Here is a 25920-nt window from a genome sequence, read left to right on the forward strand (position 1 = left end):
AGTTAGGCCGAGCCGGGGGATCCCAGACCATCCAGCCCATAGACGCGCCGCCACATGGAGTCAGCCAGAGCAGCGGGCATGAGCCGCATCAGCCCCAACGCCACCTTACCCCCCGTGAAAGCGGTGTAGCGGTCGGAAGGGTGAGGATCGGTCATCGCCCTCAGGATCGGCTCCACCACCTTCTCCACCGGCCAGGCCATTTTGCTGAACGAGCTGGCCAGATCGGCGGTCTTGTCCAAGATCGCCTTGTAGGGGCCGTTGGGGTTGACAACAGCGGCAAAGGTTTCTTCCGCCACGCGGCCAAACTCGGTGGCCACCGGCCCCGGCTCGATCAAGATAACCTTGATGCCGAAGGGGGCCACTTCCACCCGCAGGGCGTCGCTGAGGGCCTCCACAGCAAACTTGGTGGCGCTGTAAACGCCGCTGAAAGGCATGGACAGCTGGCCGGCCACCGAGCTGAGGTTGAGGATGCGGCCACTGCCCCGTTCCCGCATTTGGGGCAAGAGGGCACGGGTGAGAGCATGCAGGCCAAACACATTCACCTCAAACTGGCGCCGCATGGCCGCCACATCCACCTCTTCCACCGGCCCCATCTGGCCATAGCCGGCGTTGTTCACCAGGATATCCACCCGGCCAAAATGATCCAGAGCCTTTTGGGCCAGCGCCTCCACCTGGGCCGTATCGGCCATGTCGGTGGGCACCACCAGCGCCTCCGCTCCCCGACTCTCCACCAAGTCTTTGACGTTTCGCAGCAGCCCTTCCCGGCGGGCCGCCAGCACCAAGCGAGCCCCGCGTTTGGCCGCCTCCAGAGCGACTGCTTCCCCAATTCCAGCAGAGGCGCCGGTAATCAGCACCACCTGATTTGCAAGTGAAGGCATGGTTTCTTTGATCCAAACTCTCCACCATCCTAGAAGAACGACCGGGATCCCTGGAGAGGGGCAGCCTCGCCTTCCGAACTTCTGGATTCGGCATCCGCTATCATGGCTACATTGGGTAAACCCAGAAAACAGCCGGGACAAAGCCCGATAGACAGGTCTCTGCTTGGGCTGAAGTCCTATGGTGCTTTGATTTAAAGTAGAGAGTTGTGTATAGGGTGCAGCGACTGTGAAGTACTTCTGCAGGCGAGTTGGCCGAGGTCGATCTCTCTCCCCGGAAGAGCGTTGGGTTGTTACTGAGGTTCGATTGGCTCAATTGCTCAGGGCAGCGGAAGCCAACTTGCGGGCCAATTCTGAGTTGCGCCAACAGCAGCAGGAGCAGCAAAAGCAACTGGAAGCCGAGCGCCGCCACAGCGAAGCCCTAAGAGACTCGACCGCCGATTTGCGCACCAGCGTGATGGAGCTGCGGGAAGGACAGGCCCTTTGGCAGAGCCATGTGGAAGAGCTGCGCTCTTGTCTGCGGGAGCTGCTCAAGGAACAAAGTGAACTGGTGCAGATTGTTGCCCAGCAGCAGCACATCCTGAAGGATTGTCAGGAAGTCATCCGCGCCATGCTGGAGCAAATGCGAGATGACCACCGAGACTTCCGCTCTGCCATCAGCATTTTGCTGGAGGAGCTGCACCAAACCGTGCGCTGTTTGGTTATCAGGTCAGGTGGCACCCTACCCAAGCCCGTTCGCCATCCCGAAGTGCCGGAGACGGATCCCGGCTCCCCGCCGACCGATTCGGCCTCGCCTGGGGAAGGCTCTTCGTCCTAGGGATCTTCTGCTCCCCCAAGAGCTATCCCACATCGCCTTCCGGCAGCCACTGCGGCCAGAACAGGCGCAACTCCCTGACCCGCTCCCCTTTGACCAGGAGGGATCCGCCCCCGGAGCGGCTTTGCAGCGGGATCTCGGCAGGAGAGAAGGAGTACACCTGTTCAGACTCTGTGATCACATCCAGTTGCAGATGGGAAGGCCTCTCCAGCTCGGGGGGGAGACCCACCAAGCCCACCAGCACATCCCCTCGGTCGGAGAAGTGAAAGGCCGGCGCGCCCACTTGACCCCGCTCCAAGATGGGGATCTCCTCCAGAGACAAGCGCTTCAGATAGCCCGACCGGCTGGCCAGAACCAGGATCCCTTGGGAGGGCACCAGCGCCATACCTGCAATCTGTTCGGTGCGCCCCAGGCGCAGGGCCGGCGATCCCATAGCCGCCCGACCCATCAGGGGAATCTGTTGGACATCCAGCCGCAGCACCCGTCCCCCTGAAGTAGCCAGGACGACGCTGTAGCCTTGGTGGCCGGGATCCCAAAGGGCTGCCCAGCCCAGCTCATCTCCCTCTTTTAGCTTTAGGACGGTGGATCCCCGTTGGGTAAGGCCCATCAACTCTGCCAGGGCCAGCCGCTTGATCCGCCCCTGCCGGCTGAGCACCACCAAACTTGCCTTGCCCGGATCCGGAGCCAACGTGAAGGTGGCGACGATCGGCTCAGGGTTGGGAAGAAGGGTGAGCAGGGGTACCCCCCGTGAGGACCCAGTGCTGAGGGGGATCCCTGCGATGGGCACGGTAAAAGCCTTGCCGCCAGCGGTGAGCACCAAGATTTCCTGCTCCAGCGTGGCGCATTCCAGGCCGACCAGTAGATCCTCCCCCACTTCCCGCTGCGCGGGGTTGCTGCGGGAGCGACGGCCAGGCAGAGGCAGGCGGCGCACATAGCCCTTGCGGGTGAATTGCAGCAAGAAGTGGGTCTCTTCCGTCTCTTCGCCGCTGGGGATTTGGGCCACTTCCGCTTCCAGCTCCGAGGCCGAGAGGATCTGGGTGCGCCGGGGATCCCCGAAGGTCTTTTTCAGGTGTCGCAGCTCTTTTTTCAGGTAGTTCAAGAGCTTGCGGCGGTCGCTGAGGAGCCCCTGCAGTTCTTCGATGCGGGTCTGCAACTGGGCGTGTTCCTGGTGCAGCCGTTCCCGCTCCAATCCCGTCAGGCGACGCAGAGGCATGGCCAAAATCGTCTCTGCCTGCTGGGGGGTACAGCCCAGGCGAGTTTGCAATTGGGCTTTGGCCGTGGTGCCATCGGGCGCTTGCCGCAGCAGCTCGATCACCCCCTCCAGATCCGCCAACGCCAGCAACATTCCTGCCACCTCTTCCGCCTTGCGCTGCACCTGCTGCAACTCGGCACGGAACATCCGGTTGAGGGTGGCCTCGCGAAATTGCAAGAAGTGTTGCAGGATGTCCTTGAGGCTGAGCTGCCGCGGTTCCCCGTTCACCAAAGCCAGCAGGATGGCTCCAAAGTTGCTTTGCAAAGGGGTGAGCTTATACAACTGCTGCAAAACCGCCTGCGGGTTGGCTTCTCGCTTGAGCTCCACCACCACGCGAATGCCGCTGCGATCCGACTCATCGCGCAGATCGGCAATGTCGCTGAGGCGGCCCTGGCTGGCCAGCTCTGCCACTTTCTCGATCCAAGCGGCTTTGTTCACCTGATAGGGAAACTCGCTGATGACTAGAGCAGGCCGCCGGTGGCGTCCTTTGCCCGGCTGGATCTCCTCAAATCGGGCTACCCCCCGCAGGGTGATGGAACCGCGCCCGGTGAGGTAGGCTGCGCGGATCCCTTGGCTGTCTAGGATTTGGCCGCCGGTGGGAAAATCCGGCCCTGGGATCCACCGCAACAGCTCCTCAGGGCTGAGGTCGGGATGGTCGATCAAAGCCAACAGGCCATCCACCACTTCCCCCAGGTTGTGGGGTGGGATATTGGTGGCCATGCCCACAGCAATGCCGGCAGAGCCGTTGAGCAGCAAAATGGGCAAGCGGGCCGGAAGAACGGTGGGCTCCGCCTGGGATCCGTCGAAATTGGGCATGAAATCGACGATCTCTTCCGACACCTGCTCCAGAAGCGCTGTGTGGCTCAGCTCCGCCAGCCGGCACTCCGTGTAGCGCATGGCCGCCGGTGGGTCATCATCCACAGAGCCGAAGTTGCCGTGTCCCGCCACCAGGGGATAGCGGCTGGAAAAGTCTTGTGCCATGCGCACCAGCGCGTCATAAACTGCCTGATCCCCGTGGGGGTGATATTTCCCCAGCACATCCCCCACCACCCGTGCGCATTTGCGGTAGGGGCGATCCGGCGTCAGGCCCAGCTCGTGCATGGCGTAGAGGATGCGGCGGTGTACCGGCTTGAGGCCATCCCGCACATCCGGCAAGGCCCGCCCCACGATCACGCTCATGGCGTATTCCAGGTAGGAGCGCTGCATCTCCCCCTGCAAATCGGTTACAATCACCCGACCCAGACGGGATCCCCCATTCGATCCCAATCCCAGTCCGTCGAGAGTCAGTTGCTGAGTCATGGCACAAAGGAGCGGAACGCTTTCCAGGTTACTGTAGCCGTTTCTCTGGTTCTTGCGAGGTGGGATCCCACACTGACAGGGGCTGAGAGACTGGAAATGCTGCTCACTATCCATCGAGTTGTATCCATGCGTTTCTCTGAAAGAGCTCAACCTTTGCTCGTTGTGGTATCGATCGGCGTGGGTCTGGCCCTCACAGGATGGCCAAACTCTGTCCAAATCTTAAGAGGCTGGGTACAACCTCTGTTGGCTTTGCTGCTTTATCTCACTTTCCTGGGCATTCCACTCGCATCTGGGGGAAAGGTTTTTTTCAGAAACTTGAGCAGGTTAATCGCGCTTCTAAAGCTGTATTGGCAGTGGCGTTGGCCAGTTTGTCGATCAACTTTCTGTGGACTCCGATTTTTGCCTGGGGATTGGGGGCTGTTTTTTTATCGGATCTGCCAGATTTGTGGGTTGGCCTGCTCATGTTGATGGTAACTCCTTGTACGGATTGGTATTTGGTTTTTACAGGGATAGCGGGTGGAAATGTGGTTTTAGCAACGGCCCTGTTGCCTGTTAATTTGGTTCTGCAAGTTTTGCTTTTGCCAGTTTATCTTTTGCTTTTGGCAGGAGATTTAGTCGAATTAAATGTTGAAATTTTATTGTCAGGCTTGTTTTGGATCCTTTTCTTGCCTTTGCTGGCAGCAGCACTCACACAATACTCCATTCGGCAAATCAAAACGGAACGTGGAGAGAGGGGATCCCTTGAAAGCTATCAAGACCGGATTAGCATCATGCAGATTGTGGCTTTGAATCTAGCGATAGTTTTTATTTTTGCCACTGAAGGAAGCATTCTCGCTGAGAATCCAGCCCTACTTTTCAAGCTTCTGCCTCCCATTCTGGTTTTTTTCGCCGTCAACTTCCTCTTGGCTTACCAGGTCAGCCGCTGGCTGGGTTTGGCTTATGAGGAGTGGGTCTGTTTGACCTGTACAACCTTGGCTCGCAATTCTCCGCTTGCTTTGGCCATTGCTGCTTCTGCTTTTCCGCAGCGTCCGTTGATCCTTCTGGCTTTGGTGATCGGCCCCCTGATCGAGCTGCCGGTTTTGACGATTGTTGCCCAGATGCTGTTGCAAATTCGACAGAAGAGATGCTGGAAGCAGGCTCGACGCTAGTTGAGGTGGCGCTCGGCCAATTCTAGCCAACGGGCGGTCCCGGAGTCGATGGCGGCGGTTAAGTCTGCCAGTTTCTGGGCTAACTTTTGCACTTCGCTGTAGCCGCTGGGAGGGTTGCGATAAAGGATCTGCTCAATTTCAGCTTTTTCTGCCTCCATCTGCGGAATTTGGCTTTCAAGCTGCTCATATTCCCGTTTTTCTTTGAAGGAGAGTTTTCTGCTTTGTGGGATCCTATCAAGCTCTTTTTCAGGCTGGGGAATGAGAGGGACAGACTCAGGGCGGGCGGATTTGATCTCACTCTCTTGGCGCTGCTTATGCTCCAGATAAACAGAATAGTTGCCAGGATATTGCCGGATTTGGCCGGATCCCTCAAAGGCGAAGATGCGATTCACGGTGCGATCCAAAAAATAGCGGTCATGAGACACCACGATCACACAACCATTGAATTCTTCCAGATAGTCTTCCAATACTGCCAAGGTTTGCACATCCAGATCATTGGTGGGCTCATCCAAAATCAACACATTCGGCGCTTGCATCAACACCCTCAACAAAAACAAGCGGCGGCGCTCACCACCGGAAGTGGAGTGGGGCATATTGTTGATTGGGGGGAAAGAGAAAGCGCTCCAACATTTGCGATGCGGTGATCGTCTCCCCATCGGCAGTTTTCACCGGCTCTGCCACTTCTTTGAGGTACTCGATCACCCGTTGGTCGGGGTTGAGGCTGAGATCGTCAGAGTGTTGGTCGAAGTAGCCAATGTGGATGGTGGGGCCAATCTCCACTCGGCCCGCATCTGGAGCCAATTTGCCGATGATGATATTCATCAAAGTCGATTTTCCCGCCCCATTGGGGCCAATAATGCCCACCCGATCATCGGGGGCAAAGGTATAGGTAAAGTCTTGAATGAGGAGTTGGTCGCCGTAGGATTTGTGGATCCCTTCTAGCTCGATCACCTTTTTGCCGATGCGACGCCCGGCGGTCGCAATATCCACTTGTCCCAGAGCTTGCTTGAATTCTTGATTTTGTAGGTCTTCGATGCGCTGTTTGCGGGCTTTTTGCTTGGTGCTGCGGGCTTTGGCGCCTCGTTTGAGCCATTCCAATTCCCGCCGTAAGAGATTGGCATACTTGCGTTGGGATCCCTTTTCGACCGCTTCAGCAGCCGCTTTTTTCTCCAGGTAGTAAGAGTAGTTGCCGCTGTAGGCATACAGATCGCCGCGATCAATTTCCAGAATGCGCTGGGTAACCCGATCCAAAAAATAGCGGTCGTGGGTGATCAGCAGCACTGCCCCAGCAAAACGATTCAAATAATCTTGCAACCATTCCACCGATTCGGCATCCATTGGTGGGCTCATCCATCAGTAGAGCATCTGGCTCTGCCAAGAGGGCTGACGCAATGGCAATCCGCTTACGGTATCCCCCCGACAAATCGCCAACGCGGGCCTGAAAGTCTGCAATGCCCAAACGGCTGAGAATGGTTTTGGCCTGGGTTTCCAGATCCCAAGCGGATTCCACCTCGATACGCTCGCTAATACTGGCCAACTGGGATAACAGACTGGGATCCCCACCTTGATGGGCCAAGCGATGGGAAAGCTCCTCGTAGGCTCGGATCAGGCGCATTTTTTCTCCGGCAGCCGCAAACACCTGCTCCAGCACCGTATGCTCGGGATCCATCTCTGGCTGTTGGGGTAGGTAGATTATCCTCGCCCCAGAACTGACCCAGAGGTCGCCCCCATCGATGGGTTCTAGGCCAGCGATCATCTTGAGCAGTGTGGATTTTCCGGAACCGTTGGTGCCGATGATGCCGACTTTATCGCCTTCTTCTAGGCTGAAACTGGCATTCCTCAGGAGTTCCTTGATGCCAAAATCTTTGCGAACGGAGTTGAGGGTGAACAGGGCCATGGGGGATCAGGATGCTGGGATCTGCAGGATAGGTCTGCAACGATGATACTGTCCGGCTTGATCCTGACTGTTGCAGGACAACAAAAAGGGATCCCCGATCGAGAAGGGATCCCATAAGTGAAAGATCTGCTGGAGAGGATTTAGAGCTTGTACTCCACGCCGCTGGCTTTATCAATAGTGCGGATCACTTCCCAATACTCTTTGTAAGTGATGGTAATGAACTGCTCCCCACCACTCTTGCCAAACTCTTCCGCTAGCTTGGTGCCTTCCCACTTAAAGGTGAAGAAAGCCTCTTTCACTTTTTCCGCCACTTCTGGGTGGAGGTTGTAGACAACTCCATAGGCTGTGGTGGGGAAAGTTTGAGATTTGTAGATGGTGCGAATTTTGCTGGGATCAATCGTGCCCCGCTTGGCCATGCGGGTCATCACGGAGTTGGCAATAGCCGCCGCCTCGTAGTCACCGTTAAACACACCCAAGATAGAGTTCTCGTGGTTGCCTGAGAAGACAGTTTGGTAGTCAACCCCGGGCTCCATGCCAAATTCCCCTTTCAGCAGCGCCGAAGGAGCCTTAAAGCCAGAGTTGGAGGTTTCGCTAGTGAAAGCCAATTGCCGACCGCGCAGATCTTCGATGGATTGGATATCGCTATCGGCAGGAACGATGATCTCCATTTCGTAGCCGAAGCTGCCATCCAAGCTGGCCATCATAGCAAAAGGACGGAAGCCCACCGCATTCACCGCCAAAGGGACAGAGCCGGTGTTAAAGCCGGTCACATGCAAACGGCCCGCCCGCATCGCTTCCAACTGAGCAGCATTGGACTGCACTGGGAAGTATTCCACCTTCTTGCCGGTTACCTCTGCCAAGTGATCGAGAAACTCAGCCCAAACGTTCTTGTAAACTGAGGGATCCTCAACGGGGGTGTAGGCAAAGATCAGGGTATCCGGATTGATCCACTCGTTCGGATCTTCCGGCACATCGGCAATCAAATCGCCATCGCGGTCGCAGAAGCGCACATCCATCTCCGGCGGACGGGGGCAATCTTTGGCCTGGGCATGCACCAGTCCAGACAGGGCTACAGAAGCACCGGCCACGGTGGCAACTAGCCCCACGAGCAAAGAGCGACGGCCTGCCAAGAAAGTTTTCATCATAGTGTCTATTGACTCCTCAATGAGGGCTTAGTGTTTCTTCAAGGAACAGATAGAAAATAGCAGGCTAGAGTTAACTTTTTGTTAAGCGAAGATTAAGAAAAGGTAATCTCCACTCAAAATCCGCAGAATTTCAGAGAGGGATCCCAGTGATTGCTACTGATACGCTGGGTTTACCCGTAGAACTCACTCCCAGGCCCGAATGGCCGAAACGGCCACCAGCAAGCTACCAAAACCGACAACACCCCCCAAAAATGCCCCAAAGTGCCCTTCGGTTTCGGGTAGCTCGTGTTCAGCACTTGAAAGATTAAAACCCCCGCTACAAAGGCAATGCTGGCGGCTAAGGCTATCTCCGGCAAAATGGCCCTTTGCCCCATCAGCCAACCGACAAAAAGGGATCCGATCAACAGCCAACGCCCTTGGTGCTGAAATAGGTGGGGATGATGCTCAAATAGATCTTTACAGACGATGCTGAGGTGGATAGCCAAAGCGATGGTCAGCAACAGGCAACTGAGCCATTCTTGCACCGTGTGTCTTAGCAAATAACCCAGAATTACGCTGTAGAGCGTAAAGAAACCAATGTGAACGGAAAATATCCTTGGATGCAGCAATGCCTCTTGCTTGGAAGATTGGGCCAGCCCCTCCAACCCATATACCGTAACAATGCCCAGCAACATGAGCAGATGAATGTGTTCAATCAAATAGCCCAACACAGGCACTTCTAGGGGCATCAAGTGTTGTTGCAGCTCCGTCACTTCCGCCAAAAAAGCCGTGAACACATAGGCCAGAGAAATCCCTCCACCCAGAGAGAGCCAGTAGCGCTGCGGAATGTTGTGCAGGAGTTGCTGTAGCCGCCGGGTGAAGAAGATCACCCCAATCAAGGTCAGCAGAAGGAGTAGGCTGAACATCTTGGCACCACAACTTGCAGAACTGTACCCACGTAAATACGCGGAGGAACTCCCTCGCAGATACCTTGGGCCGTCAGGCTGGGAGCTGGATTGATGAACCCTGCAAGAGAACTCCTCTCTTATTACCCCCGCTCCAGCTGAGAATGCAGCCCATTTTGCCTGAGAGTGGGCTGAGAAACCGCAGATCAACCGCTTTTTCGTCCTCCTTGAAACCATTGACCTTGGCATCATGCTATGAGTTGATGCGACGGGATCCGATACATCAAGCTATGCCCACCCCCCCTATTCACTTTGGCACCGACGGCTGGCGAGCCGTGATTGCCGATGCCTTTACTTTCCAAAACTTGGCCCTTGCCGCCCAGGCCAGCGCCCAAGTGTTGGCCCGCACCTACCCCGGCGAAGGGATCCTGGTCGGCTACGACAACCGCTTTCTTTCGGAACGCTTTGCCGCCCACGTTGCTGAGGTGGTGGCCCGCCTGGGGATCCCAGTTTACCTCTCCACCTGTGTGGCCCCAACGCCGGCCTTTAGCTGGGGTGCCAAGGAACGGGTCTGCCACGGCGCTTTGGTGATCACCGCCAGCCACAACCCCCCCCACTATTCCGGCCTCAAGGTCAAGGGAGGATTTGGTGGCTCCGTGCCACCGGAAGTCACTGCCGCCATCGAGCAGGAGCTGCAAAGCCTCCAGCCTCTTGGATCCCACAAGGCCCCCATCCACACCTGGGATCCCTGGCCCGGCTACCTGGCTCAGCTCAGCCGCTTTGTGGATCTGGAAAAGCTCAAGGGATCCCCGGCCAAGATTTGGGTGGATGTCATGTTTGGCTCTGGCGCCGGGGGCCTCAAGCGCCTCTTGGGGGAGAAGGTCATTGAGTTGCAGGCGCATCGGGATCCCTTGTTTGGGGGATTTCCCCCCGAGCCCTTGCCCCAAAACCTGCAGGCTTCTGCTCAGATCATCGCGGCGGATCCGGCCCCCTTGAAAATGGGCCTGGTCTTTGATGGGGATGCCGACCGCATTGCCGCCCTGGATGGGCAGGGCCATTTCCTCAGCCCGCAGATCCTGATCCCCATCTTGATCGACCACTTGGCGGGGCGACGCGGCTTACGGGGCGAGATTGTCAAAACCATCAGCGGCTCTGAGCTGTTTGTTAAAGTTGCCGAGCGCTATGGCCTGCCGGTTACGGAAATGCCGGTGGGCTTCAAGTACATTGCCGAGCGCATGATGAGCACCCAGGTGCTGTTGGGCGGGGAAGAATCGGGCGGCATCGGCTACTTGGGCCACATTCCCGAGCGGGATGCTCTGCTTTCGGCCCTCTATCTCATCGAAGCGGTCGCGGAAACCGGCCAAGATCTCAGCGCCCTTTACCGAGCTTTGCAGGAACGGGAAGGGTTCACCTCTGTTTACCTGCGCCGCGATCTCCACCTCGCGGATCAAAACCAACAAACTGAGTTATTCAAACGGCTACAGATGGATCCCCCGGCTGAGATTTTGGGGCAGAAAGTGATCAAGCATTTCGACAAAGACGGCCACAAATTTACCCTTGCCGACGGCAGTTGGGTGATGATTCGCGGCAGTGGCACCGAGCCTCTGCTGAGGTTGTACTCAGAGGCGAAAGACCTAAAAGCAGTGAACGCCCTCCTGGATTGGGCAGCAACATTGGCAGCTTAGTTCAGATCCGAGTACCAAGCCCTACGATACTGATCCGAAAAGCACGGACTAAGCGCGCCCAGCCCCTGAGGAGACACGCTGGGGACTTTGGATTTGATGTGATCAGTTCCATCACCCCCTCCTAGCTTTGCACAGATTTCTTAGAGGCGATATTTGCTACTCGACTTTGACCGCTGCAAACTTCTGAGCTGCAATTGGGGGAGTCGAAGAGTTAGTAACCGTTACCAGTGCAGCAAAAGAAAAGCCGATTGGGTGTAGCTCAACAGTCTCACCCAAGATGGTCTTGGACATTCATACAAGCCAGGCATGTATCGTCTACTTAACTGTAATGTTCACACGTGCCTGCGCCGAGATAGGAGGACTAGAAGAGTCCGTAACAGTCACCAATGTCAAGAGAGTAGAGCCAATGGGAGGAGTGTCTTTGGTGGCTGGACACTGCACCTTGATTGCCCCCGTTGGCCTGTCAAACGAAAAGCCAGCTGGCGGTGGAGGTTCAGGCTCTGCCTTGAAAGTTAGGGGGTTAAGGACTTTACCTTGGGTGGTAATTTGTGGATTTACGATGACTAGCTTACCAAGGTTGTTGGTGCAATCTACTGAATCCCCATATTTAAGCTCGATAGAACCTACAGCTGATTTCACAGGAATCACAAAGTTAATATCACTGGTCAGGAAGTTGCTGGCAGTAGTTAAGGATGGGTTAAGCTTAATAGTGATGGAGCCAGTGAATACCCCGTCCGTTAGTCGAATAACTCCGAATTGTTGAGGCCCTTTGCTACCTTCCTTAAAGAGGAGAGTAGAGGTCGAAACAGTGAACGGAGCGCCCGCCCCAAAGGGGTTAGGAGTTCCGCTGACATCCAAAACAACCTGCCCACCAATCGGAGGGGCATCGAGTTTGACCTCGACAACCTTGGTAGCCCCAACTATGTCATTATCGAGAAACTCTATCGTCGAAGGGGTAACCGTAATGGTAGGCGGCGCTTTCTGCAATACCTTAACCGGCACAAGAACATTCACACTGCCCACCGGGTAATTGACAGCTGTTGTGGCAGGGTCGCGGGTAACTATTATGGTGGCATTGCCTTCCTGAGTGGCCGGGATCAAACGGGTTAATGTAACTGTGGGCTTATCCTCGGATCCCGGTGGAATGACGACGGTTACAAAAGAGGCAGCCGTTGTAGAAATGCCCACCACCTGCGGGTTGCTGCTTTCCACTTTCAACACCAAACTGCCGTTGGCCGGAGGAGCAGAAGGCTTAAGCGTGAGAGTTTCTATGGAGCCAACAGTTGTCCCTGAGTCAAACTTAACTTCTTCCGGCGTAACGCTAACTTTCTCAACAGGGAACGGAGGGGGGGGAGGAGGAGGGAAAGGAGTAAAAGGAACAGGGATCTCCGCCTTAATGGTGGGAACAGGAGCAGGAGAGGGAATCGGAGGAATGGTTGGGGCTGGGAGAGGAGGTTGGATAGCAATGGTAGGAGTTGGTAAAGGGATCCCTGGCGCTATGGGAGGTAAGCCTACCTCGGTGCCTCCGGTAGGCACGCTAGGAGTTTGAGGGGGGATTATTGGCCCAGGAAGAAGGCTGGTTACGCTCCTATCCTCCTTTGCCTGTTGGCAGCCAATCAAACTGGCTGTGGTGAAGAAAACAGCCCAGATACTGCCCAAAGTGTGCAACCAATCCTTCTTGATCTTCATCTCCTCGCACCTTCACTCACCAAGTTGACATTGCAGAGTTGGCCGAACTCGCAGCGAATAACACCGTTACGGATTAACCACCAGATTGATGGGAGGAGCTGCACTGGGCAGAGTCTGATTGTTCGACACAAATAGCAGCGGCAATGTGTAGATCCCAGGAGCCGTTGCTTGAATGGAGACGTTCACCTCGCAAGTAGCACCTGCTGCCAGAACTCCGCCCGAAAGGTTGATGATCCTTGTTCCCGGTATTGCGCCCAAAGTGCCCCCGCAGGTATTTGGATTGGCAATGCCGGCAGGTGTGGGAGGATTGGCCACGACCAGCCCCTCTGGCAAGACTGCCTGGAAGCTGAGACCACTCAAGGGAATAGCGCCAGCCACTCGGTTATCGACTACAAAGGTGAGGGTAACAGGTGTATTGACCGGCGCTGGATTGGGCAGTAGGAAGCGAGCAAACAGGGGCGAGGGTCCCACAGGAACCGGCGTTGGCACAGGAGTGGGGCCTGAGGTAGGCGTAGGTACAGGCGGCAGGGGCGTTGGAGTCGGACTAGGCGTCGGCGGAGGAAGATTGCCGCAGCGTGGAATGGCAAAGCCGCGCACCTCGTTTCGAGTTTCCCCTGGATTGAAAATTGAGTCATCAACCCGCAAAACTTGTCCAAAAGCATCTCTAATAGTTAGGACAAAAACAATGTCATCTCCTGTCAGTATCTCCTCGCCATCGATATTCCTAATTCCCTTTGAAAAAATCCTCAAGTCATCGAAAAACCTAGGATCCGTTGGAAACGTGTAGCTAAAGTTGAAGCCGTTAGCGTCGGCAAATGTGTTGCCTCTCCCAACTAGCAAGTTTCTGAACTGACTTATGGCCTCAGGCCGGATTACGCTGGTAACATCCGTTCCACAAGTGATGTTCAGAACCTGGATGTCTACGCTTGCTATCCCTCCTCGAACAATTAGGTTGGTTAAATCCACCCTGTAAGAGAGCGATGCAAACGGCTGGTCGACGTTGAAGCCGCCCCCTGGCCCAAATTGAGGCGGATCCGGCAGATCGGGTTGAACTGGCGGCGGGGTGATGGGGGCAAAGTCCGGCCCGGGGCGAAAGGTGATGGGCGTGAGGTTGGGTGAAATGGTAGGGGCAACCGCCACCGGAGGGGGTGTAGCTCCGTCGGCAGTCAAGAGGGGCGGCAGCCCACCAGTAGTCTCGCTGCTACAACCAGTGACCAGGGCCAGCGAAGCCCAAGTTACCAGAAGGGAAAGGCCACCGCCGCCAAGGGCTGAGCCAGAACGTCGTTTCATTGGGGAAGTCTCCACTCACTCACACCACAGCAAATCTTTCCGACAGCGTCCAGCCGGGATCCACTGAATTTACCCCTGTACATTGACAAGCAAGATTACGAGGTATCCCGTTTGAAAGGGGGATGACTGCTGTTAGTTCTACTGCATTCCAGGGCGTTGTCAAGCGACCGGCAGAGCAAATCCAAGAAATTTTTCCGGAAATGGCCCATCCCCTAGATATGGGGTATCATAGCCTCGAGCAGGGGCGGCCAGCTTACCTGTAGCGTTAGGGGTTGGGTGCCTTCTCCCCATTTTGTGTGGATTTGCCCAGATTTAAGGTGTGTGAGGAAGTGCCGTATGAACTTCAAAGGTCGCTCGTTGGCGGTTTTGTGTGGAGTCTTGCTGCTAGGCGGCTGCGGAGAAGTTAATGAGTCCCCGACCTTGCCTGGGCCCGTCCAGGTGGATCCCACGGCGTTTGTCTCGGCGCAGGAGTACCGCTTTACCCCCGGCTCGGTGCTGGAGACCACCAGCCTCCGGTTGGACTACGTCAATCCGAGGTTTGACAATGGGATCCCTGTGCGTACCAACCCCTTGCAGGGAAGCGGTGAAGCTCGCATCGCCAATGTTGAAGCCCGCATCTTGCCCGTGAACGAGATCCCAGCCAGTGAGCTGACAATCGACTCCACCCTTCGCTCCAGCACGCTGGCCATCCAAATTGGGCGAACCACACCGCTGGTGAATATCACTGCCTTTGGACCCAACGACGGCAGACTATCTACGCAATTTAGTATCGCCGGGCTGGTTGCAATTTCGACAAACCCCAATGATCAGCGCATTCGAGTGAACACAACCTTTAGAGCCGCCAGTGAAGGTACTGTCTTGACTCTCACCGTGCGCCGCATTTTGGTGAGTAGAAATGGTAATCAAGTCGTCCTGGAGGGAGATTCTTCCCTGATTGTCCCCACTGTGGGTGTATTGTTTGAAAACGGTGGCCCTGGCCCCGGTGGTGAGATTTTGGCGCCTGGCTCCTTTGTCAACCCTCCTCCACCCCAAGGTCCTGTAGTCGCTATTCTCCAAACAGGCAGTTTCTCCGCGAGCTTTGTGGTGCGGCAGCGGGGGGTTGCGGGCGATGGCACTCCTGAGGATGCCTTGGCTCTCTTTGCCCGCCTGAACTTCCGGCCCAACCAGGCGGAGATTGTCTATCGCCCTGCCCAGGTGGGCACCCAGTCGGTGTTGTTTGCCCCGGATCCGACGCGGCCCAATATCTTGCCCAATCAGTTGGTGCGCATCCGGCGCCTGTTGAACGGTCGGGTGCAGGCAGAGTTTGACCCGGCCAATGTCAGCACAGTCCTCAACTTCGTCCAGGTTAGCCCGCCGCCGCGACCTTTCCCCACCCCGATCCCGCAGTTGCCCGTCCCTGAGCGTCCCGGTGCCCCTACCGCGTTTGACTACTTCTTCTCCTTGCGCACCGAGCGCTCCACAGGTACGTTGCCTGGATCCCCTGTGGAGGGAACTAATCTCAGTCCTGTTATCCTTCAGGGCATTGTCCCCACCACGGGAGATTTTGTCTTCCGCACCTTAGCTGGGGCACAACTGGCCGGGCCGTTTAATAGGGCAGATATTGGCGGTTCTCTGCTGCGAGGCAACTTGAATTTGGTTTTCGATCCAACCACCTCTGGCTCGAATATCTCTGGGCAATTCTTTATTGAGCAAGAGTTCCCCACTGACAACCAAGTTATAGGCCCGAACTCACCAATTGGCGACGGAAATACGGGTAATCCTGATGCAGGGGGAGTTATTCTCATTATTCGTGGATTCTTTGAGGGCACGCAGGTGCGGCTGTAACCCAGGCAACCCGTTTGATCCCAGAGCAGGGATCCGCTCTGGCTTGGCCTTTTCGTCGGTCAGAGCTTGGGTAGATCGCTGAGCACCACCTGTGCGCAGTTGTGGCCAGGGATCCCGGTCACTCCGCCTCCTGGGTGCGCCCCTGAGCCGCAGAGGTAAAGGCCGGGGATGGGGGATCGATAGTCGGCCAGGCCGGAGATGGGCCGCAGGTTGTAGCTTTGATCCGGCGTCATTTCCCCGTGAAAAATGCTGCCCCCCACAAGGCCGAAGCGGGCCTCCAGATCCACGGGCGACAACATCTGCCGCGCAATCACGGCATTTTTAATGTTGGGGGCAAATTGGGCGATTTTGTCGATTACCCGATCGGCAAATTCTTCCCGCAGGCCATCGTTCCAGTCTCGCCCTTTGGGTTGGTAAGGCACAAACTGACAGAAACAGGAGAGGATGTGCTTGCCTGGGGGAGCCATTGTCGGGTCGGTGGGGGATTGGCTGTAGATCTCGATAAACGGATCCCGGGAAGGGATCCCGTACTTGCAGTCATCCCAAGCCCGCTCCAGATAGGCCACCGAGGGGGCAATGTCTACCGTGGCGGAACTGACCACTTCTGGGGGCACTTCAGCAGGGGCCGCCGTGTAGCGGGGCAGTTCCTCCAGGGCCAAGTTGAGCTTGTACACCGGGCCTGAGGTGCGGTAGTGCCGTTCTAGCCGGTCACGCAAGTCTGGGGGCAAAGAGGAGCAGAGTCGCAAAAAGGTGATTTGGGGATGGGCATTGGAGAGAACCGCCCGCGCCCGCACGGTTTCCCCCGATTCGAGGATAACCCCAGCGGCCTGCCCACTCTCCATCAAGATCTCCGCCACTGGAGCAGACGTGCGGATCTCCACCCCTAAGTCCAGAGCTGCCTTGGCCATCGCTTGGGTAATGGATCCCATCCCACCGCGCACATAGCCCCAGACCCCACGCGAGCCAATGGCCCGACCTACCGCATGGACTAGCCAAATGTAGGGCGTACCCGGAGTCATCGGCCCGGCTGAGGTGCCAATCAAAGATTGGGGAGCCATCGCCGCCTTGACTTGCTCCGACTCGAAGAATTCATCCAAAAGATCAGTGGTCGAGAGGAGCATGATGCGGCGGAAATCGTCTTCATAGCCAGCAGCTGCAAAGCGATCCGCCAGTTGGCCCAGTGAAATCGGCGGCTGCATTAAGGTTGGCTCCACCACCTCGTTCACCCGATCCCAAAACTCCTCCCAGCGGTCGTAGGCTTCCGCATCTTTGCGAGAAAACTTGGCAATTTCCGCCTTGCTCTTGGCACGGTTATCGGCATACAGAAAGAGGTGCTGCCCATCCGGGAAAGGCATGAAGTAGGAAGGTTGCTTGGCGTAGACCTCAAAGCCATAGTCCGGCAGGCGCAAATCGCGAATGATCTCCGGGCGCAGCAAACTACAGGAATAGGAAGCCACCGACACGCGAAAGCCCGGGTGAATTTCTTCCGTAATGGCAGCACCACCAACGGTGTGATAGCGCTCCAGCACCAGCACTTTTTGCCCCGCTTTGGCCAAATAGCAAGCGCTCACCAGCCCGTTGTGGCCGGCCCCAATCACCACCGCGTCGTAGCTCATCAACAATCCTTTTGCAAATGCTTCCCCACCCAAAATACTCCTGCCAGCCAAGATTCGATCTGCCGGCAAGGGATCCCTGCCTTAACCGATGGAAAAAACCTGATCCAGACTCAACTCTCCAGCCAGGATCCCAGGGATCCCAACTTTCTCCTCGGGGGTGTAAGCCTCTCTTTTTTGGTAAACTCCCGACTCTATTGGCAAGCTGTACGTCTCTAGGCAGTTCTCTTGCAAGTTCAAGATCCAGTAGTTGGGGATCCCGGCTTTGGCGTAGAGTCCGAGTTTGACTTCCCGATCATAGGTAAGGGAAGAATCAGCCACTTCGATGATGAGATAGATGTCTTCGGGCTGAGGATGCCGAGAGCGGTACTCATCCTGCTGAAAGCGCACAATGGCAAAGTCGGGCTCTGGCTCGTGATTGGGGGGCAGTTGCACCGGATCCTGGGTGCGCACAATAGCTTGCTCCTGCACAAGGCCCACCAACAGTCGGTACAGGCGGCTACAGTAGGCGGCGTGCCTCTCCCCTTTCGTCATCTTTTGAACCAGGAGCCCGTCAATCAGCTCCAACTGATTGGGCTCTTCAATCTGTCCAGACTCAATCAGTCGATGAAACTCCTCAAAGGTATATCGCCTGATATAGGGATCCAATCGGGCGGCTAGAGTCATCGACCAAACTCATCAGACCCTAAACTTCATATCACCACTCTACCAACTCACAAAAAAGGGATCCCTGGACCAGCCGAGGGATCCCTATTCAGCAGGTTATGGGCTTGCTACCCCGACTGAGAGGCTGTCGAGGCGATAACAAAGGCCGCGTAGGTCAACACGTAACCCACCGTGAAGTGAGCCAGACCCACCAGACGACCTTGGACAATCGACATGGCCACCGGCTTGTCTTTCCAGCGGATCAGCTTGGCCAAGGGAGTGCGCTCATGCGCCCACACCAAGGTCTCGATCAGCTCTTGCCAGTAGCCGCGCCAGGAGATCAGGAACATGAACCCAGTTGCCCACACCAGGTGGCCGAACAGGAACATCCAGGCCCAAACCGCCAGGTTATTCATCCCGTAGGGGTTGTAGCCGTTGATCAACTGGGCGGAGTTGGCCCAGAGGTAATCCCGCAGCCAGCCCATCAGGTAGGTGGAGTTCTCGTTGAACTGGGCAGTGTTGCCGCTCCAAACCCCAAGCTGTTTCCAGTGCCAGTAGAAGGTAACCCAGCCGATGGTGTTCAGCATCCAGAACATGGCCAGGTAGAAGGCATCCCAGGCGGAGATGTCGCAGGTGCCGCCCCGACCCGGGCCGTCGCAGGGGAAGCTGTAGCCGAAGTCTTTTTTATCCGGCATCAGCTTAGAGCCGCGGGCATCCAACGCACCTTTCACCAGGATCAAGGTGGTGGTGTGCAGGCCCAGCGCAATGGCGTGGTGCACCAGGAAGTCACCCGGGCCAATGGGCAGGAACAGGGATCCATTGGGATCGTTGATGGCCTGCAGCCAGCCCGGCAGCCACACGTTGCCGTAGTTGGGCCAAGCGGTAGAAGCAAGGCTGTCGGGGTTGGACAACAACACATCCATGCCGTAGATCATCTTGCCGTGAGAGGCCTGGATGAACTGAGCAAACACCGGCTCGATCAGGATCTGCTTCTCCGGCGTGCCGAAGGCCTGCATGACGTCGTTGTGGACGTACAGCCCCAGGGTGTGGAAGCCCAGGAACAGCGATACCCAGCTGAGGTGGGAGATGATCGCTTCTTTGTGATCCAGCACCCGCGCCAGCACGTTGTTCTTGTTGGCCTCAGGATCGTAGTCCCGCACCAGGAAGATGGCCCCGTGGGCAAACGCCCCCACCATCAAGAAGCCAGCAATGTACTGGTGATGGGTGTAGAGAGCCGCCTCCGTGGTGTGATCCATGGACATGAACACGTAGGGGTTAAGGGCGTACATGTGCTGCGCCACCAGCGAGGTCACCACCCCCAGACAGGCCAAGGCCAGAGCCAACTGGAAGTGCAGGGAGTTGTTGACCGTGTCATAGAGACCTTTGTGGCCTTCTCCCAGCAGGCCTCCGAAGGGAGTGCCCTTGGGGGGGTTGTGGGCGCCGAGGATCTCCCGGATGCTATGGCCAATGCCCCAGTTGGTGCGGTACATGTGGCCGGCCACGATGAAGATCACCGCGATGGCCAGGTGGTGGTGGGCCATGTCCGTCAGCCACAGGGACTGGGTGTTGGGGTTAAAGCCACCCAAGAAAGTGAGGATGGCCGTGCCCGCCCCTTCTGCCGTGCCCCAGACATGGTTGGCCGTGTCCGGGTTCTGGGCATACACCCCCCAGTTGAGGGTAAAGAAGGGCTTCAGACCTGCCGGGTGGGGCAGAGTGGTAAGGAAGTTGTCCCAGCCTACGTGCTGCCCGCGGGACTCGGGGATGGCGACGTGTACCAGGTGACCAGTCCAAGCCAGGGAACTGACCCCAAACAAGCCGGCCAGGTGGTGGTTGAGACGGGCTTCAGCGTTCTTGAACCAGCTCAGGCTAGGCCGGAAGCGGGGCTGCAGGTGCAGCCAGCCGGCAAACAGAAACACTGCCGCCAACAACAGCAGGCCAATCGCGCCGGTGTAGAGATCGCCGTTGGTGCGCAGGCCAATGGTGTTGAACCAGTAGTACAGGCCAGAGTAGGCCGCGTTGACGGGGCCGCCGCCCCCCGGTTGGGTAAAGGCTTCCACCGCTGCCTTGCCAAAGTGGGGATCCCAGATGGCGTGGGCGATGGGGGTGACACCCGTGGGGTTGGCTACCCATTGCTCATAGTTGCCTTGCCAGGCGATGTGGAAGACGTTGCCGGAGGCCCACAGGAAGATGATTGCCAGATGGCCAAAGTGGGTGGCGAACAGCTTTTGGTAAAGCCGCTCCTCCGTCATGCCATCGTGGGTCTCGAAGTCGTGGGCGGTGGCAATGCCATACCACAGCCGACGCGTGGTGGGATCGCTGGCCAGGTCTTGGCTGAATTGGGGAAAACGAGTTGCAGTTGTCATGATTCTCTCTTCCTCCTTGCCTTAGCCGAGTGCGCCGAACCGTGCCAGGAAGAACGCCCAGGTGGTGACGATCCCTCCCAACAGGTAGTGGGCCACACCGACCGCCCGACCCTGAATGATGCTCAGAGCGCGGGGTTGAATGGCCGGAGCGACTTTTAGCTTGTTGTGGGCCCAAACGATGGACTCAATCAGCTCCTGCCAGTAGCCGCGACCGCTGAACAGGAACATCAGGCTGAAGGCCCAGACGAAGTGAGCGCCCAAGAAGAGCAGCCCATAAGCCGACAGCGCCGAGCCGTAGGAGTTGATCACCTGCACCGATTGCGCCCACAGGAAGTCCCGCAACCAGCCGTTGATGTTAATGGCGCTGGTGGCAAAGTTGCCGCCGGTGATGTGCTCAATCGTGCCATCGGCGTTGACGGTGCCCCAGATGTCGCTCTGCATCTTCCAGCTGAAGTGGAAGATCACGATGGAGATGCAGTTGTACATCCAGAACAGCCCCAGGAACACGTGATCCCAGCCGGAGACCTGGCAGGTGCCGCCGCGGCCTGGGCCATCGCAGGGGAAGCGGAAGCCCAATTTGCCTTTGTCCGGGATCAACCGGGAAGAGCGGGCAAACAACACCCCCTTGAGCAGGATCAGCACCGTAATGTGGATGGTCATGGCGTGGATGTGGTGCACCATGAAGTCCGCCGTGCCCAGCACCATGGGCATCATGGACACCTTGCCGCCCACAGCTACCACGTCGCCGCCAAAGATGGGGCTAACCGAAGCGCCCACATAGGGAGCGGTGCTGGCAATGGCCGAAGTGTGCAGCGACTGGATCCACTGGGCAAAGATGGGCTGCAGTTGGATGCCGGTGTCCGAGAACATGTCCTGCGGACGGCCCAGGGCTTGCATCGTGTCGTTGTGGACGTAGAAGCCAAAGGCGTGGAAGCCCAAGAACAGACACACCCAGTTGAGGTGGCTGATGATGGCATCCCGGTGGCGCAATACCCGATCCAACACGTTGTTGCGGTTCACCGCCGGGTCGTAGTCCCGCACCATGTAAATGGCCCCGTGGGCAGCACCCCCCACCACGAAGAAGCCGCCTATCCACATGTGGTGGGTAAACAGGGAGATCTGGGTGGCGTAGTCGATGCCCATGTAGGGGTAGGGGTTCATGGCGTACATGTGCTGGGCCACGATGATGCTCAGGGATCCCACCATGGCCAAGTTGATGGCCAGTTGGGCATGCCAGGAGGTGGTAAGCACTTCGTACAGGCCCTTGTGGCCTTCGCCGGTGAAGGGGCCTTTGTGGGCTTCCAGGATCTCTTTAATGGAGTGGCCGATGCCCCAGTTGGTGCGGTACATGTGCCCGGCCACGATGAAGAGCACGGCAATGGCCAAGTGGTGGTGGGCTTGGTCGGTCAGCCAGAGGGCACCGTTCTGCGGATCCAGGCCACCCTTGAAGGTGAGGAACTCCGCGTACTTGCCCCAATCCAAGGTAAAGAAGGGCACCACCCCGCTGAAGATGCCCCAATCCACGCTGGGGAACATCTCCTTCATCAGGGCCGGGTTGAGGATGAACTCGTGGGGCAAAGGCACCTGATCCGCCGGCACGCCCGCATCCAACATCTTGTTGATGGGAATGGCCACGTGGATTTGGTGACCGGCCCAGGCCAAAGAACCCAGCCCCAGCAGGCCCGCCAGGTGGTGGTTGAGCATCGATTCCACATTTTGGAACCACTCCAGCTTGGGAGCCCGCTTGTGGTAGTGGAACCAGCCGGCAAACAGGCACAGCCCGGCCATCACCAAGCCACCAATAGCGGTGCAGAGGAGTTGAAACTCATTGGTGATGCCGGCAGCTCGCCAGAGGTGAAATAGACCAGAAGTAATGCGGATCCCTTCGAAGCCGCCGCCCACATCCCCATTCAGGATCTCTTGGCCGAAGATGGGCCAGACCACTTGGGCGCTGGGCTTGACGTTGATCGGATCCGCCAGCCAAGCAGAATAGTTGGAGAACTGAGCTCCGTGGTAGTACATGCCGCTCAGCCAGACGAAAACCACTGCCAAGTGGCCGAAGTGAGCGGAAAAGATCTTACGAGAGACGTCTTCTAAGTCGCTGGTGTGACTGTCGAAGTCATGAGCAAGAGCATGGAGGTTCCAGATCCAGGTCGTGGTCTTGGGGCCACGGGATAGGCTGCGGTCGAAGTGCCCCGGCTTGGCCCATTTCTCAAATGAGGTGGGAACCGGATCCACATCAACCGACACCTTGACCTTCGGCTCTCGCTCCTTTGGCGTAGTTGTCATCAAGAACTCCTCTCTTGCGACAAGGAACGAAGCATCCCTACCCCTTGGCAGAAGATTCCCCCAGGGCAGGACTTACCTGGCATTATAGGTCAGGGTTTGTGAGCCCTCAGTTGCTTCACAATAATTAAACGAGGGATCCCTTGTCCCATCGAGGCTGGAGTCGATTGGCAATTGTTTTTTCGATCATAGATGTAAATATATGTAACGAATTTTCAGTCGACCCAATGGGTTCTAATGAAGGGTTGAAACCAGACAACAAGCAGCAAGGGATCCCCTGGGTGGGGATGTGTGGTAAAACCCTGGCAGCCCTTTTGCAGATACCACCCTATGACCCTAGAGATTCCCCGTCGCCAATACGTCAGCAACTACGGCCCCACCGTAGGGGATCGGGTGCGCCTGGCGGATACCGAACTGATCATCGAGGTGGAGGAGGATTTCACCACCTACGGCGAGGAGATTAAGTTTGGGGGCGGCAAAACCATCCGCGATGGCATGGGGCAATCGCCGACGGCCACCCGCGCCAACGGGGCCTTGGATCTGGTGATCACCAACGCCCTGATCCTGGACTGGTGGGGCATCGTCAAGGCAGATGTGGGCATCCGGGAGGGCTACATTGTCGGCATCGGCAAGGCCGGCAACCCGAATATCCAATCAGGCGTGACGCCGGGCATGGTGGTGGGCCCCAGCACCGAGGTGATCGCCGGGGAAAACCTGATCCTGACAGCGGGCGGGATCGATGCCCATGTGCATTTCATCTGTCCGCAGCTGTGCGAGTTTGCCATCGCCTCGGGAGTGACCACCCTTTTGGGGGGCGGAACTGGGCCGGCCACAGGCAGCAACGCCACCACCTGCACCCCTGGAGCTTGGAACTTGGGCAAGATGTTGCAGGCGGCGGAGGGGTTCCCCGTCAATTTGGGCTTCTTTGGCAAGGGAAACGCGGCTTTTCCCGCAGCTTTGCGGGAACAGGTGGAGGCAGGGGCCTGCGGCCTCAAGATCCATGAAGATTGGGGATCCACGCCGGCGGTGATCGACAGCTGTTTGCAAGTCTCGGATGAGTACGACGTCCAAACCCTCATCCACACCGATACTTTAAATGAATCGGCTTTTGTGGAAGATACCATCGCCGCCATCAATGGCCGCACCATTCACACCTTTCACACCGAGGGGGCCGGGGGTGGGCATGCCCCCGACATCATCCGCATTGCCTCCGAGCCCAACGTGCTGCCCAGCTCCACCAATCCCACCCGCCCCTTTACCCGCAACACCATCGAAGAGCATCTGGACATGCTGATGGTGTGTCACCACCTGAGCAAGAATGTGCCGGAGGATATTGCTTTTGCCGAAAGCCGCATTCGCCCCCAAACCATTGCCGCCGAAGACATCTTGCATGACATGGGGGTGTTCAGCATCATCTCTTCCGACTCCCAGGCCATGGGCCGGGTGGGGGAGGTAATCATCCGCACTTGGCAGACGGCTCACAAGATGAAGGTGCAGCGGGGGCCTCTGCCGCAGGACAGCAGCCGCAACGACAACTTCCGGGCCAAGCGTTACGTAGCCAAGTACACCATCTGCCCCGCCATCGCCCAAGGACTCAGCCACGTCATCGGGTCGGTGGAGGTGGGAAAACTGGCGGATCTGTGTCTGTGGAAGCCAGCCTTTTTCGGGGTTAAGCCGGAAATCGTCCTGAAGGGGGGCCTGATTGCCTACGCCCAAATGGGGGATCCCAATGCTTCCATTCCGACCCCGCAGCCGGTGTACCCCCGCCCCATGTTCGGCAGCTTTGGCCGCGCCCTGACCGAGACCAGCCTGCTCTTTGTCTCCCAGGCTGCCCTAGACCTGGGGATCCCGGAGAAATTGGGGATTCAGCGCCGGGCCGTAGCGGTGAAAAATTGCCGCGAGATCGGCAAAGCGGATTTGAAACTCAATACCGCCACTCCCCGCATTGAGGTGAACCCGGAGACCTATGAAGTGCGGGCCGATGGAGAATTGCTCACCTGCGAGCCGGCAGAGGTGCTGCCCATGGCACAACGGTACTTTCTGTTCTAATTTTGGGAGAGTTTGAGAGCTCTATTGAGCGTTTGATCGGTAACCCAAGCATGGGCCACCTTGTTCTCCGCCACCTCAGCAAGCGCTTCCACAAGCGAGGGATCCCTGTCCTCAGGGATTTGTCTTTGAGCGTGGAGGCAGGGGAGATCTTCGCCCTGCTGGGGCCGTCGGGCTGCGGCAAGTCCACCACCCTCAATCTCATCGCCGGCCTGCTGGAACCGGATCCCTTGCCCTATCCGGGGGAAATCTGGCTGGACGGGATCCCCCTCAACCCTCTGCCGCCGGAACGGCGCGGCGTGACTTTGCTGTCCCAACACAGCCGCCTGTTTCCCCACCTGAGCGTGGGGGAGAATGTTGCTTTTGGCCTGAAAATGCGGGGCATTCCCCGGACAGAGCGGGAGGCTGCCGCCTTGCGCATGCTGGAGCGGGTACAATTGCCCGGCTTTGCTCAGCGTCGGCCTAGCCAGCTTTCTGGCGGACAAGCGCAGCGGGTGGCCCTGGCGCGGGCTTTGGTGATTCGGCCCAAGGTGCTGCTGTTGGATGAACCTTTATCGGCCCTGGATGCCAACCTGCGCCAAGAGATGCAGGCTCTCATCCTGGAGCTGCAGGCGGAAACAGGGGTGACGACGGTGCTGGTTACCCACGATCAAGCAGAAGCCACAGCCATGGCCCAACGCATCGGCCTGATGTTTGAGGGGCAGCTACACCAGGTGGGATCCCCTGTGGAGTTCTATCAGCAGCCGCGCTCCGAGCGCATTGCCCGCTTTTTTGGCGGGGTCAATTTTTTCGATGCGCAGGCGGAGGGTCACCAGCTTTGCCTCAACAACGGGATCCTCTTGAAAAGCGCCGCGCCACTCCAAGGTCAGGTGCGGCTGACGGTGCGCCCGGAACAGGTGCAGGTGTTTCCCCATCCGCCCGGCTTGGCCGACAATGTTTTCTCCGCTCAAGTGATGGCGGAACGCTTTGCGGGCACCCAGCGACGGCTGACCTTGCAAGCCCCTTGGGGCAGTCTGCAGGCTTGGGTGGCTCCCCACCAAGTGTTTGCGCCGGGGCAGACGGTGTGGATCCACTTGCCGACAGAGGCTCTGTGGCCTGTGGAGATTGGCGGGGATCCCTCACCCCCAGCCCCTTTCCCCAAGGAAGAGGGGAGAGTTTAAGTTGA

General features: G+C 57.5%; 19 protein-coding genes. 6 read left to right on the forward strand and 13 right to left on the reverse strand.

The annotated features are described in order from the left end of the window. Positions 1–2: 2 nt before the first annotated feature. Complete coding sequence (locus ACVWZG_RS03355; protein WP_414332084.1) at positions 3–878, reverse strand: SDR family NAD(P)-dependent oxidoreductase; 876 nt, start codon at positions 876–878, stop codon at positions 3–5. Between the two features lie 304 nt (positions 879–1182). On the opposite strand from ACVWZG_RS03355, the gene ACVWZG_RS03360 reads away from it, so the two are divergent. Next, positions 1183–1692 carry a hypothetical protein gene (locus tag ACVWZG_RS03360; protein ID WP_414342192.1) on the forward strand — a complete coding sequence of 170 codons (510 nt, stop codon included), beginning with the start codon at positions 1183–1185 and terminating at the stop codon, positions 1690–1692. Positions 1693–1714: 22 nt separating this feature from the next. Here the strand turns inward: ACVWZG_RS03360 and ACVWZG_RS03365 are convergent, their stop codons facing one another. Further along, positions 1715–4240, reverse strand: coding sequence for a DNA gyrase/topoisomerase IV subunit A (locus ACVWZG_RS03365; RefSeq protein WP_457405061.1), 2526 nt, complete (start codon positions 4238–4240; stop codon positions 1715–1717). A gap of 197 nt (positions 4241–4437) precedes the next feature. Here ACVWZG_RS03365 and ACVWZG_RS03370 point away from each other — a divergent pair, with 197 nt between their 5' ends. Continuing rightward, positions 4438–5388 (forward strand): arsenic resistance protein, encoded by a 951-nt coding sequence (locus tag ACVWZG_RS03370; RefSeq protein WP_083757623.1) that lies wholly within the window; start codon positions 4438–4440, stop codon positions 5386–5388. Here ACVWZG_RS03370 and ACVWZG_RS03375 read toward each other — a convergent pair. The 5 genes from ACVWZG_RS03375 to ACVWZG_RS03395 form a co-directional block, all read right to left on the reverse strand. Then, the gene (locus tag ACVWZG_RS03375) at positions 5385–6044 is read right to left on the reverse strand and encodes an ATP-binding cassette domain-containing protein (RefSeq protein WP_457415203.1); all 660 of its coding nucleotides are present in this window, start codon (positions 6042–6044) and stop codon (positions 5385–5387) included. The genes ACVWZG_RS03370 and ACVWZG_RS03375 overlap by 4 nt on opposite strands. Continuing rightward, positions 5956–6711: an ABC-F family ATP-binding cassette domain-containing protein gene (locus tag ACVWZG_RS03380; RefSeq protein ID WP_457415214.1), complete on the reverse strand. Its 756-nt coding sequence runs from the start codon at positions 6709–6711 to the stop codon at positions 5956–5958. The genes ACVWZG_RS03375 and ACVWZG_RS03380 overlap by 89 nt, the downstream gene beginning before the upstream one ends. Continuing rightward, positions 6605–7285 carry an ATP-binding cassette domain-containing protein gene (locus ACVWZG_RS03385; protein WP_457415205.1) on the reverse strand — a complete coding sequence of 227 codons (681 nt, stop codon included), beginning with the start codon at positions 7283–7285 and terminating at the stop codon, positions 6605–6607. Before ACVWZG_RS03385 ends, ACVWZG_RS03380 begins: the two co-directional genes overlap by 107 nt. A 140-nt stretch (positions 7286–7425) precedes the next feature. Further along, positions 7426–8430, reverse strand: a complete 1005-nt coding sequence (gene phnD, locus ACVWZG_RS03390) for a phosphate/phosphite/phosphonate ABC transporter substrate-binding protein (protein ID WP_457403980.1) — start codon at positions 8428–8430, stop codon at positions 7426–7428. Positions 8431–8600: 170 nt separating this feature from the next. After that, positions 8601–9335: a hypothetical protein gene (locus tag ACVWZG_RS03395; protein WP_457405059.1), complete on the reverse strand. Its 735-nt coding sequence runs from the start codon at positions 9333–9335 to the stop codon at positions 8601–8603. Between the two features lie 269 nt (positions 9336–9604). On the opposite strand from ACVWZG_RS03395, the gene ACVWZG_RS03400 reads away from it, so the two are divergent. Next, on the forward strand, positions 9605–10999 hold the full coding sequence (locus ACVWZG_RS03400; protein ID WP_457405057.1) for a phosphoglucomutase/phosphomannomutase family protein: 1395 nt from the start codon (positions 9605–9607) through the stop codon (positions 10997–10999). Positions 11000–11314: 315 nt separating this feature from the next. Here ACVWZG_RS03400 and ACVWZG_RS03405 read toward each other — a convergent pair whose 3' ends face one another. Both ACVWZG_RS03405 and ACVWZG_RS03410 read right to left on the reverse strand, forming a co-directional pair. Next, positions 11315–12688, reverse strand: a complete 1374-nt coding sequence (locus ACVWZG_RS03405; RefSeq protein WP_457405054.1) for a hypothetical protein — start codon at positions 12686–12688, stop codon at positions 11315–11317. A gap of 66 nt (positions 12689–12754) precedes the next feature. Then, the gene (locus tag ACVWZG_RS03410; RefSeq protein ID WP_457405051.1) at positions 12755–13159 is read right to left on the reverse strand and encodes a DUF7933 domain-containing protein; all 405 of its coding nucleotides are present in this window, start codon (positions 13157–13159) and stop codon (positions 12755–12757) included. Positions 13160–14314: 1155 nt separating this feature from the next. On the opposite strand from ACVWZG_RS03410, the gene ACVWZG_RS03415 reads away from it, so the two are divergent. Continuing rightward, a complete protein-coding gene (locus tag ACVWZG_RS03415; protein WP_457405049.1) occupies positions 14315–15802 on the forward strand; it encodes a hypothetical protein in 1488 nt (495 codons plus the stop codon). Positions 15803–15861: 59 nt separating this feature from the next. Here ACVWZG_RS03415 and ACVWZG_RS03420 read toward each other — a convergent pair whose 3' ends face one another. The 4 genes from ACVWZG_RS03420 to psaA all read right to left on the reverse strand — a co-directional run bounded on the left by ACVWZG_RS03420 (position 15862) and on the right by psaA (position 22712). Beyond that, a complete protein-coding gene (locus tag ACVWZG_RS03420; RefSeq protein WP_099812798.1) occupies positions 15862–17418 on the reverse strand; it encodes a phytoene desaturase family protein in 1557 nt (518 codons plus the stop codon). 81 nt (positions 17419–17499) lie between these two features. After that, positions 17500–18081, reverse strand: a complete 582-nt coding sequence (locus ACVWZG_RS03425) for a Uma2 family endonuclease (RefSeq protein WP_457405047.1) — start codon at positions 18079–18081, stop codon at positions 17500–17502. A 107-nt stretch (positions 18082–18188) separates the two neighbouring features. Then, complete coding sequence (psaB, locus tag ACVWZG_RS03430) at positions 18189–20423, reverse strand: photosystem I core protein PsaB (protein WP_414332634.1); 2235 nt, start codon at positions 20421–20423, stop codon at positions 18189–18191. A gap of 21 nt (positions 20424–20444) precedes the next feature. Further along, on the reverse strand, positions 20445–22712 hold the full coding sequence (gene psaA, locus ACVWZG_RS03435) for a photosystem I core protein PsaA (RefSeq protein WP_414418192.1): 2268 nt from the start codon (positions 22710–22712) through the stop codon (positions 20445–20447). 327 nt (positions 22713–23039) lie between these two features. Between psaA and ureC the strand changes: the two genes are divergently transcribed. Both ureC and ACVWZG_RS03445 read left to right on the forward strand, forming a co-directional pair. Further along, positions 23040–24758, forward strand: a complete 1719-nt coding sequence (ureC, locus tag ACVWZG_RS03440; protein WP_457405045.1) for an urease subunit alpha — start codon at positions 23040–23042, stop codon at positions 24756–24758. Positions 24759–24808: 50 nt separating this feature from the next. Then, entirely contained in the window at positions 24809–25915 is a 1107-nt protein-coding gene (locus ACVWZG_RS03445) for an ABC transporter ATP-binding protein (protein ID WP_457405042.1), read from the forward strand. Positions 25916–25920: the final 5 nt, after the last annotated feature.

The sequence above is a fragment of the Thermostichus sp. OS-CIW-33 genome, from assembly GCF_054059615.1.

Bases quoted from the DNA above. Each gene is read 5' to 3' on its own strand.
- ACVWZG_RS03355 (WP_414332084.1), bottom strand. From the start codon at position 878: ATGCCTTCACTTGCAAATCAGGTGGTGCTGATTACCGGCGCCTCTGCT.
- ACVWZG_RS03365 (WP_457405061.1), bottom strand. From the start codon at position 4,240: ATGACTCAGCAACTGACTCTCGACGGACTGGGATTGGGATCGAATGGG.
- ACVWZG_RS03370 (WP_083757623.1), top strand. From the start codon at position 4,438: ATGGCCAAACTCTGTCCAAATCTTAAGAGGCTGGGTACAACCTCTGTT.
- ACVWZG_RS03375 (WP_457415203.1), bottom strand. From the start codon at position 6,044: ATGGGGAGACGATCACCGCATCGCAAATGTTGGAGCGCTTTCTCTTTC.
- ACVWZG_RS03385 (WP_457415205.1), bottom strand. From the start codon at position 7,285: ATGGCCCTGTTCACCCTCAACTCCGTTCGCAAAGATTTTGGCATCAAG.
- phnD (WP_457403980.1), bottom strand. From the start codon at position 8,430: ATGATGAAAACTTTCTTGGCAGGCCGTCGCTCTTTGCTCGTGGGGCTA.
- ACVWZG_RS03395 (WP_457405059.1), bottom strand. From the start codon at position 9,335: ATGTTCAGCCTACTCCTTCTGCTGACCTTGATTGGGGTGATCTTCTTC.
- ACVWZG_RS03400 (WP_457405057.1), top strand. From the start codon at position 9,605: ATGCCCACCCCCCCTATTCACTTTGGCACCGACGGCTGGCGAGCCGTG.
- ACVWZG_RS03405 (WP_457405054.1), bottom strand. From the start codon at position 12,688: ATGAAGATCAAGAAGGATTGGTTGCACACTTTGGGCAGTATCTGGGCT.
- ACVWZG_RS03415 (WP_457405049.1), top strand. From the start codon at position 14,315: ATGAACTTCAAAGGTCGCTCGTTGGCGGTTTTGTGTGGAGTCTTGCTG.
- ACVWZG_RS03420 (WP_099812798.1), bottom strand. From the start codon at position 17,418: ATGAGCTACGACGCGGTGGTGATTGGGGCCGGCCACAACGGGCTGGTG.
- ACVWZG_RS03425 (WP_457405047.1), bottom strand. From the start codon at position 18,081: ATGACTCTAGCCGCCCGATTGGATCCCTATATCAGGCGATATACCTTT.
- psaB (WP_414332634.1), bottom strand. From the start codon at position 20,423: ATGACAACTGCAACTCGTTTTCCCCAATTCAGCCAAGACCTGGCCAGC.
- psaA (WP_414418192.1), bottom strand. From the start codon at position 22,712: ATGACAACTACGCCAAAGGAGCGAGAGCCGAAGGTCAAGGTGTCGGTT.
- ureC (WP_457405045.1), top strand. From the start codon at position 23,040: ATGACCCTAGAGATTCCCCGTCGCCAATACGTCAGCAACTACGGCCCC.
- ACVWZG_RS03445 (WP_457405042.1), top strand. From the start codon at position 24,809: ATGGGCCACCTTGTTCTCCGCCACCTCAGCAAGCGCTTCCACAAGCGA.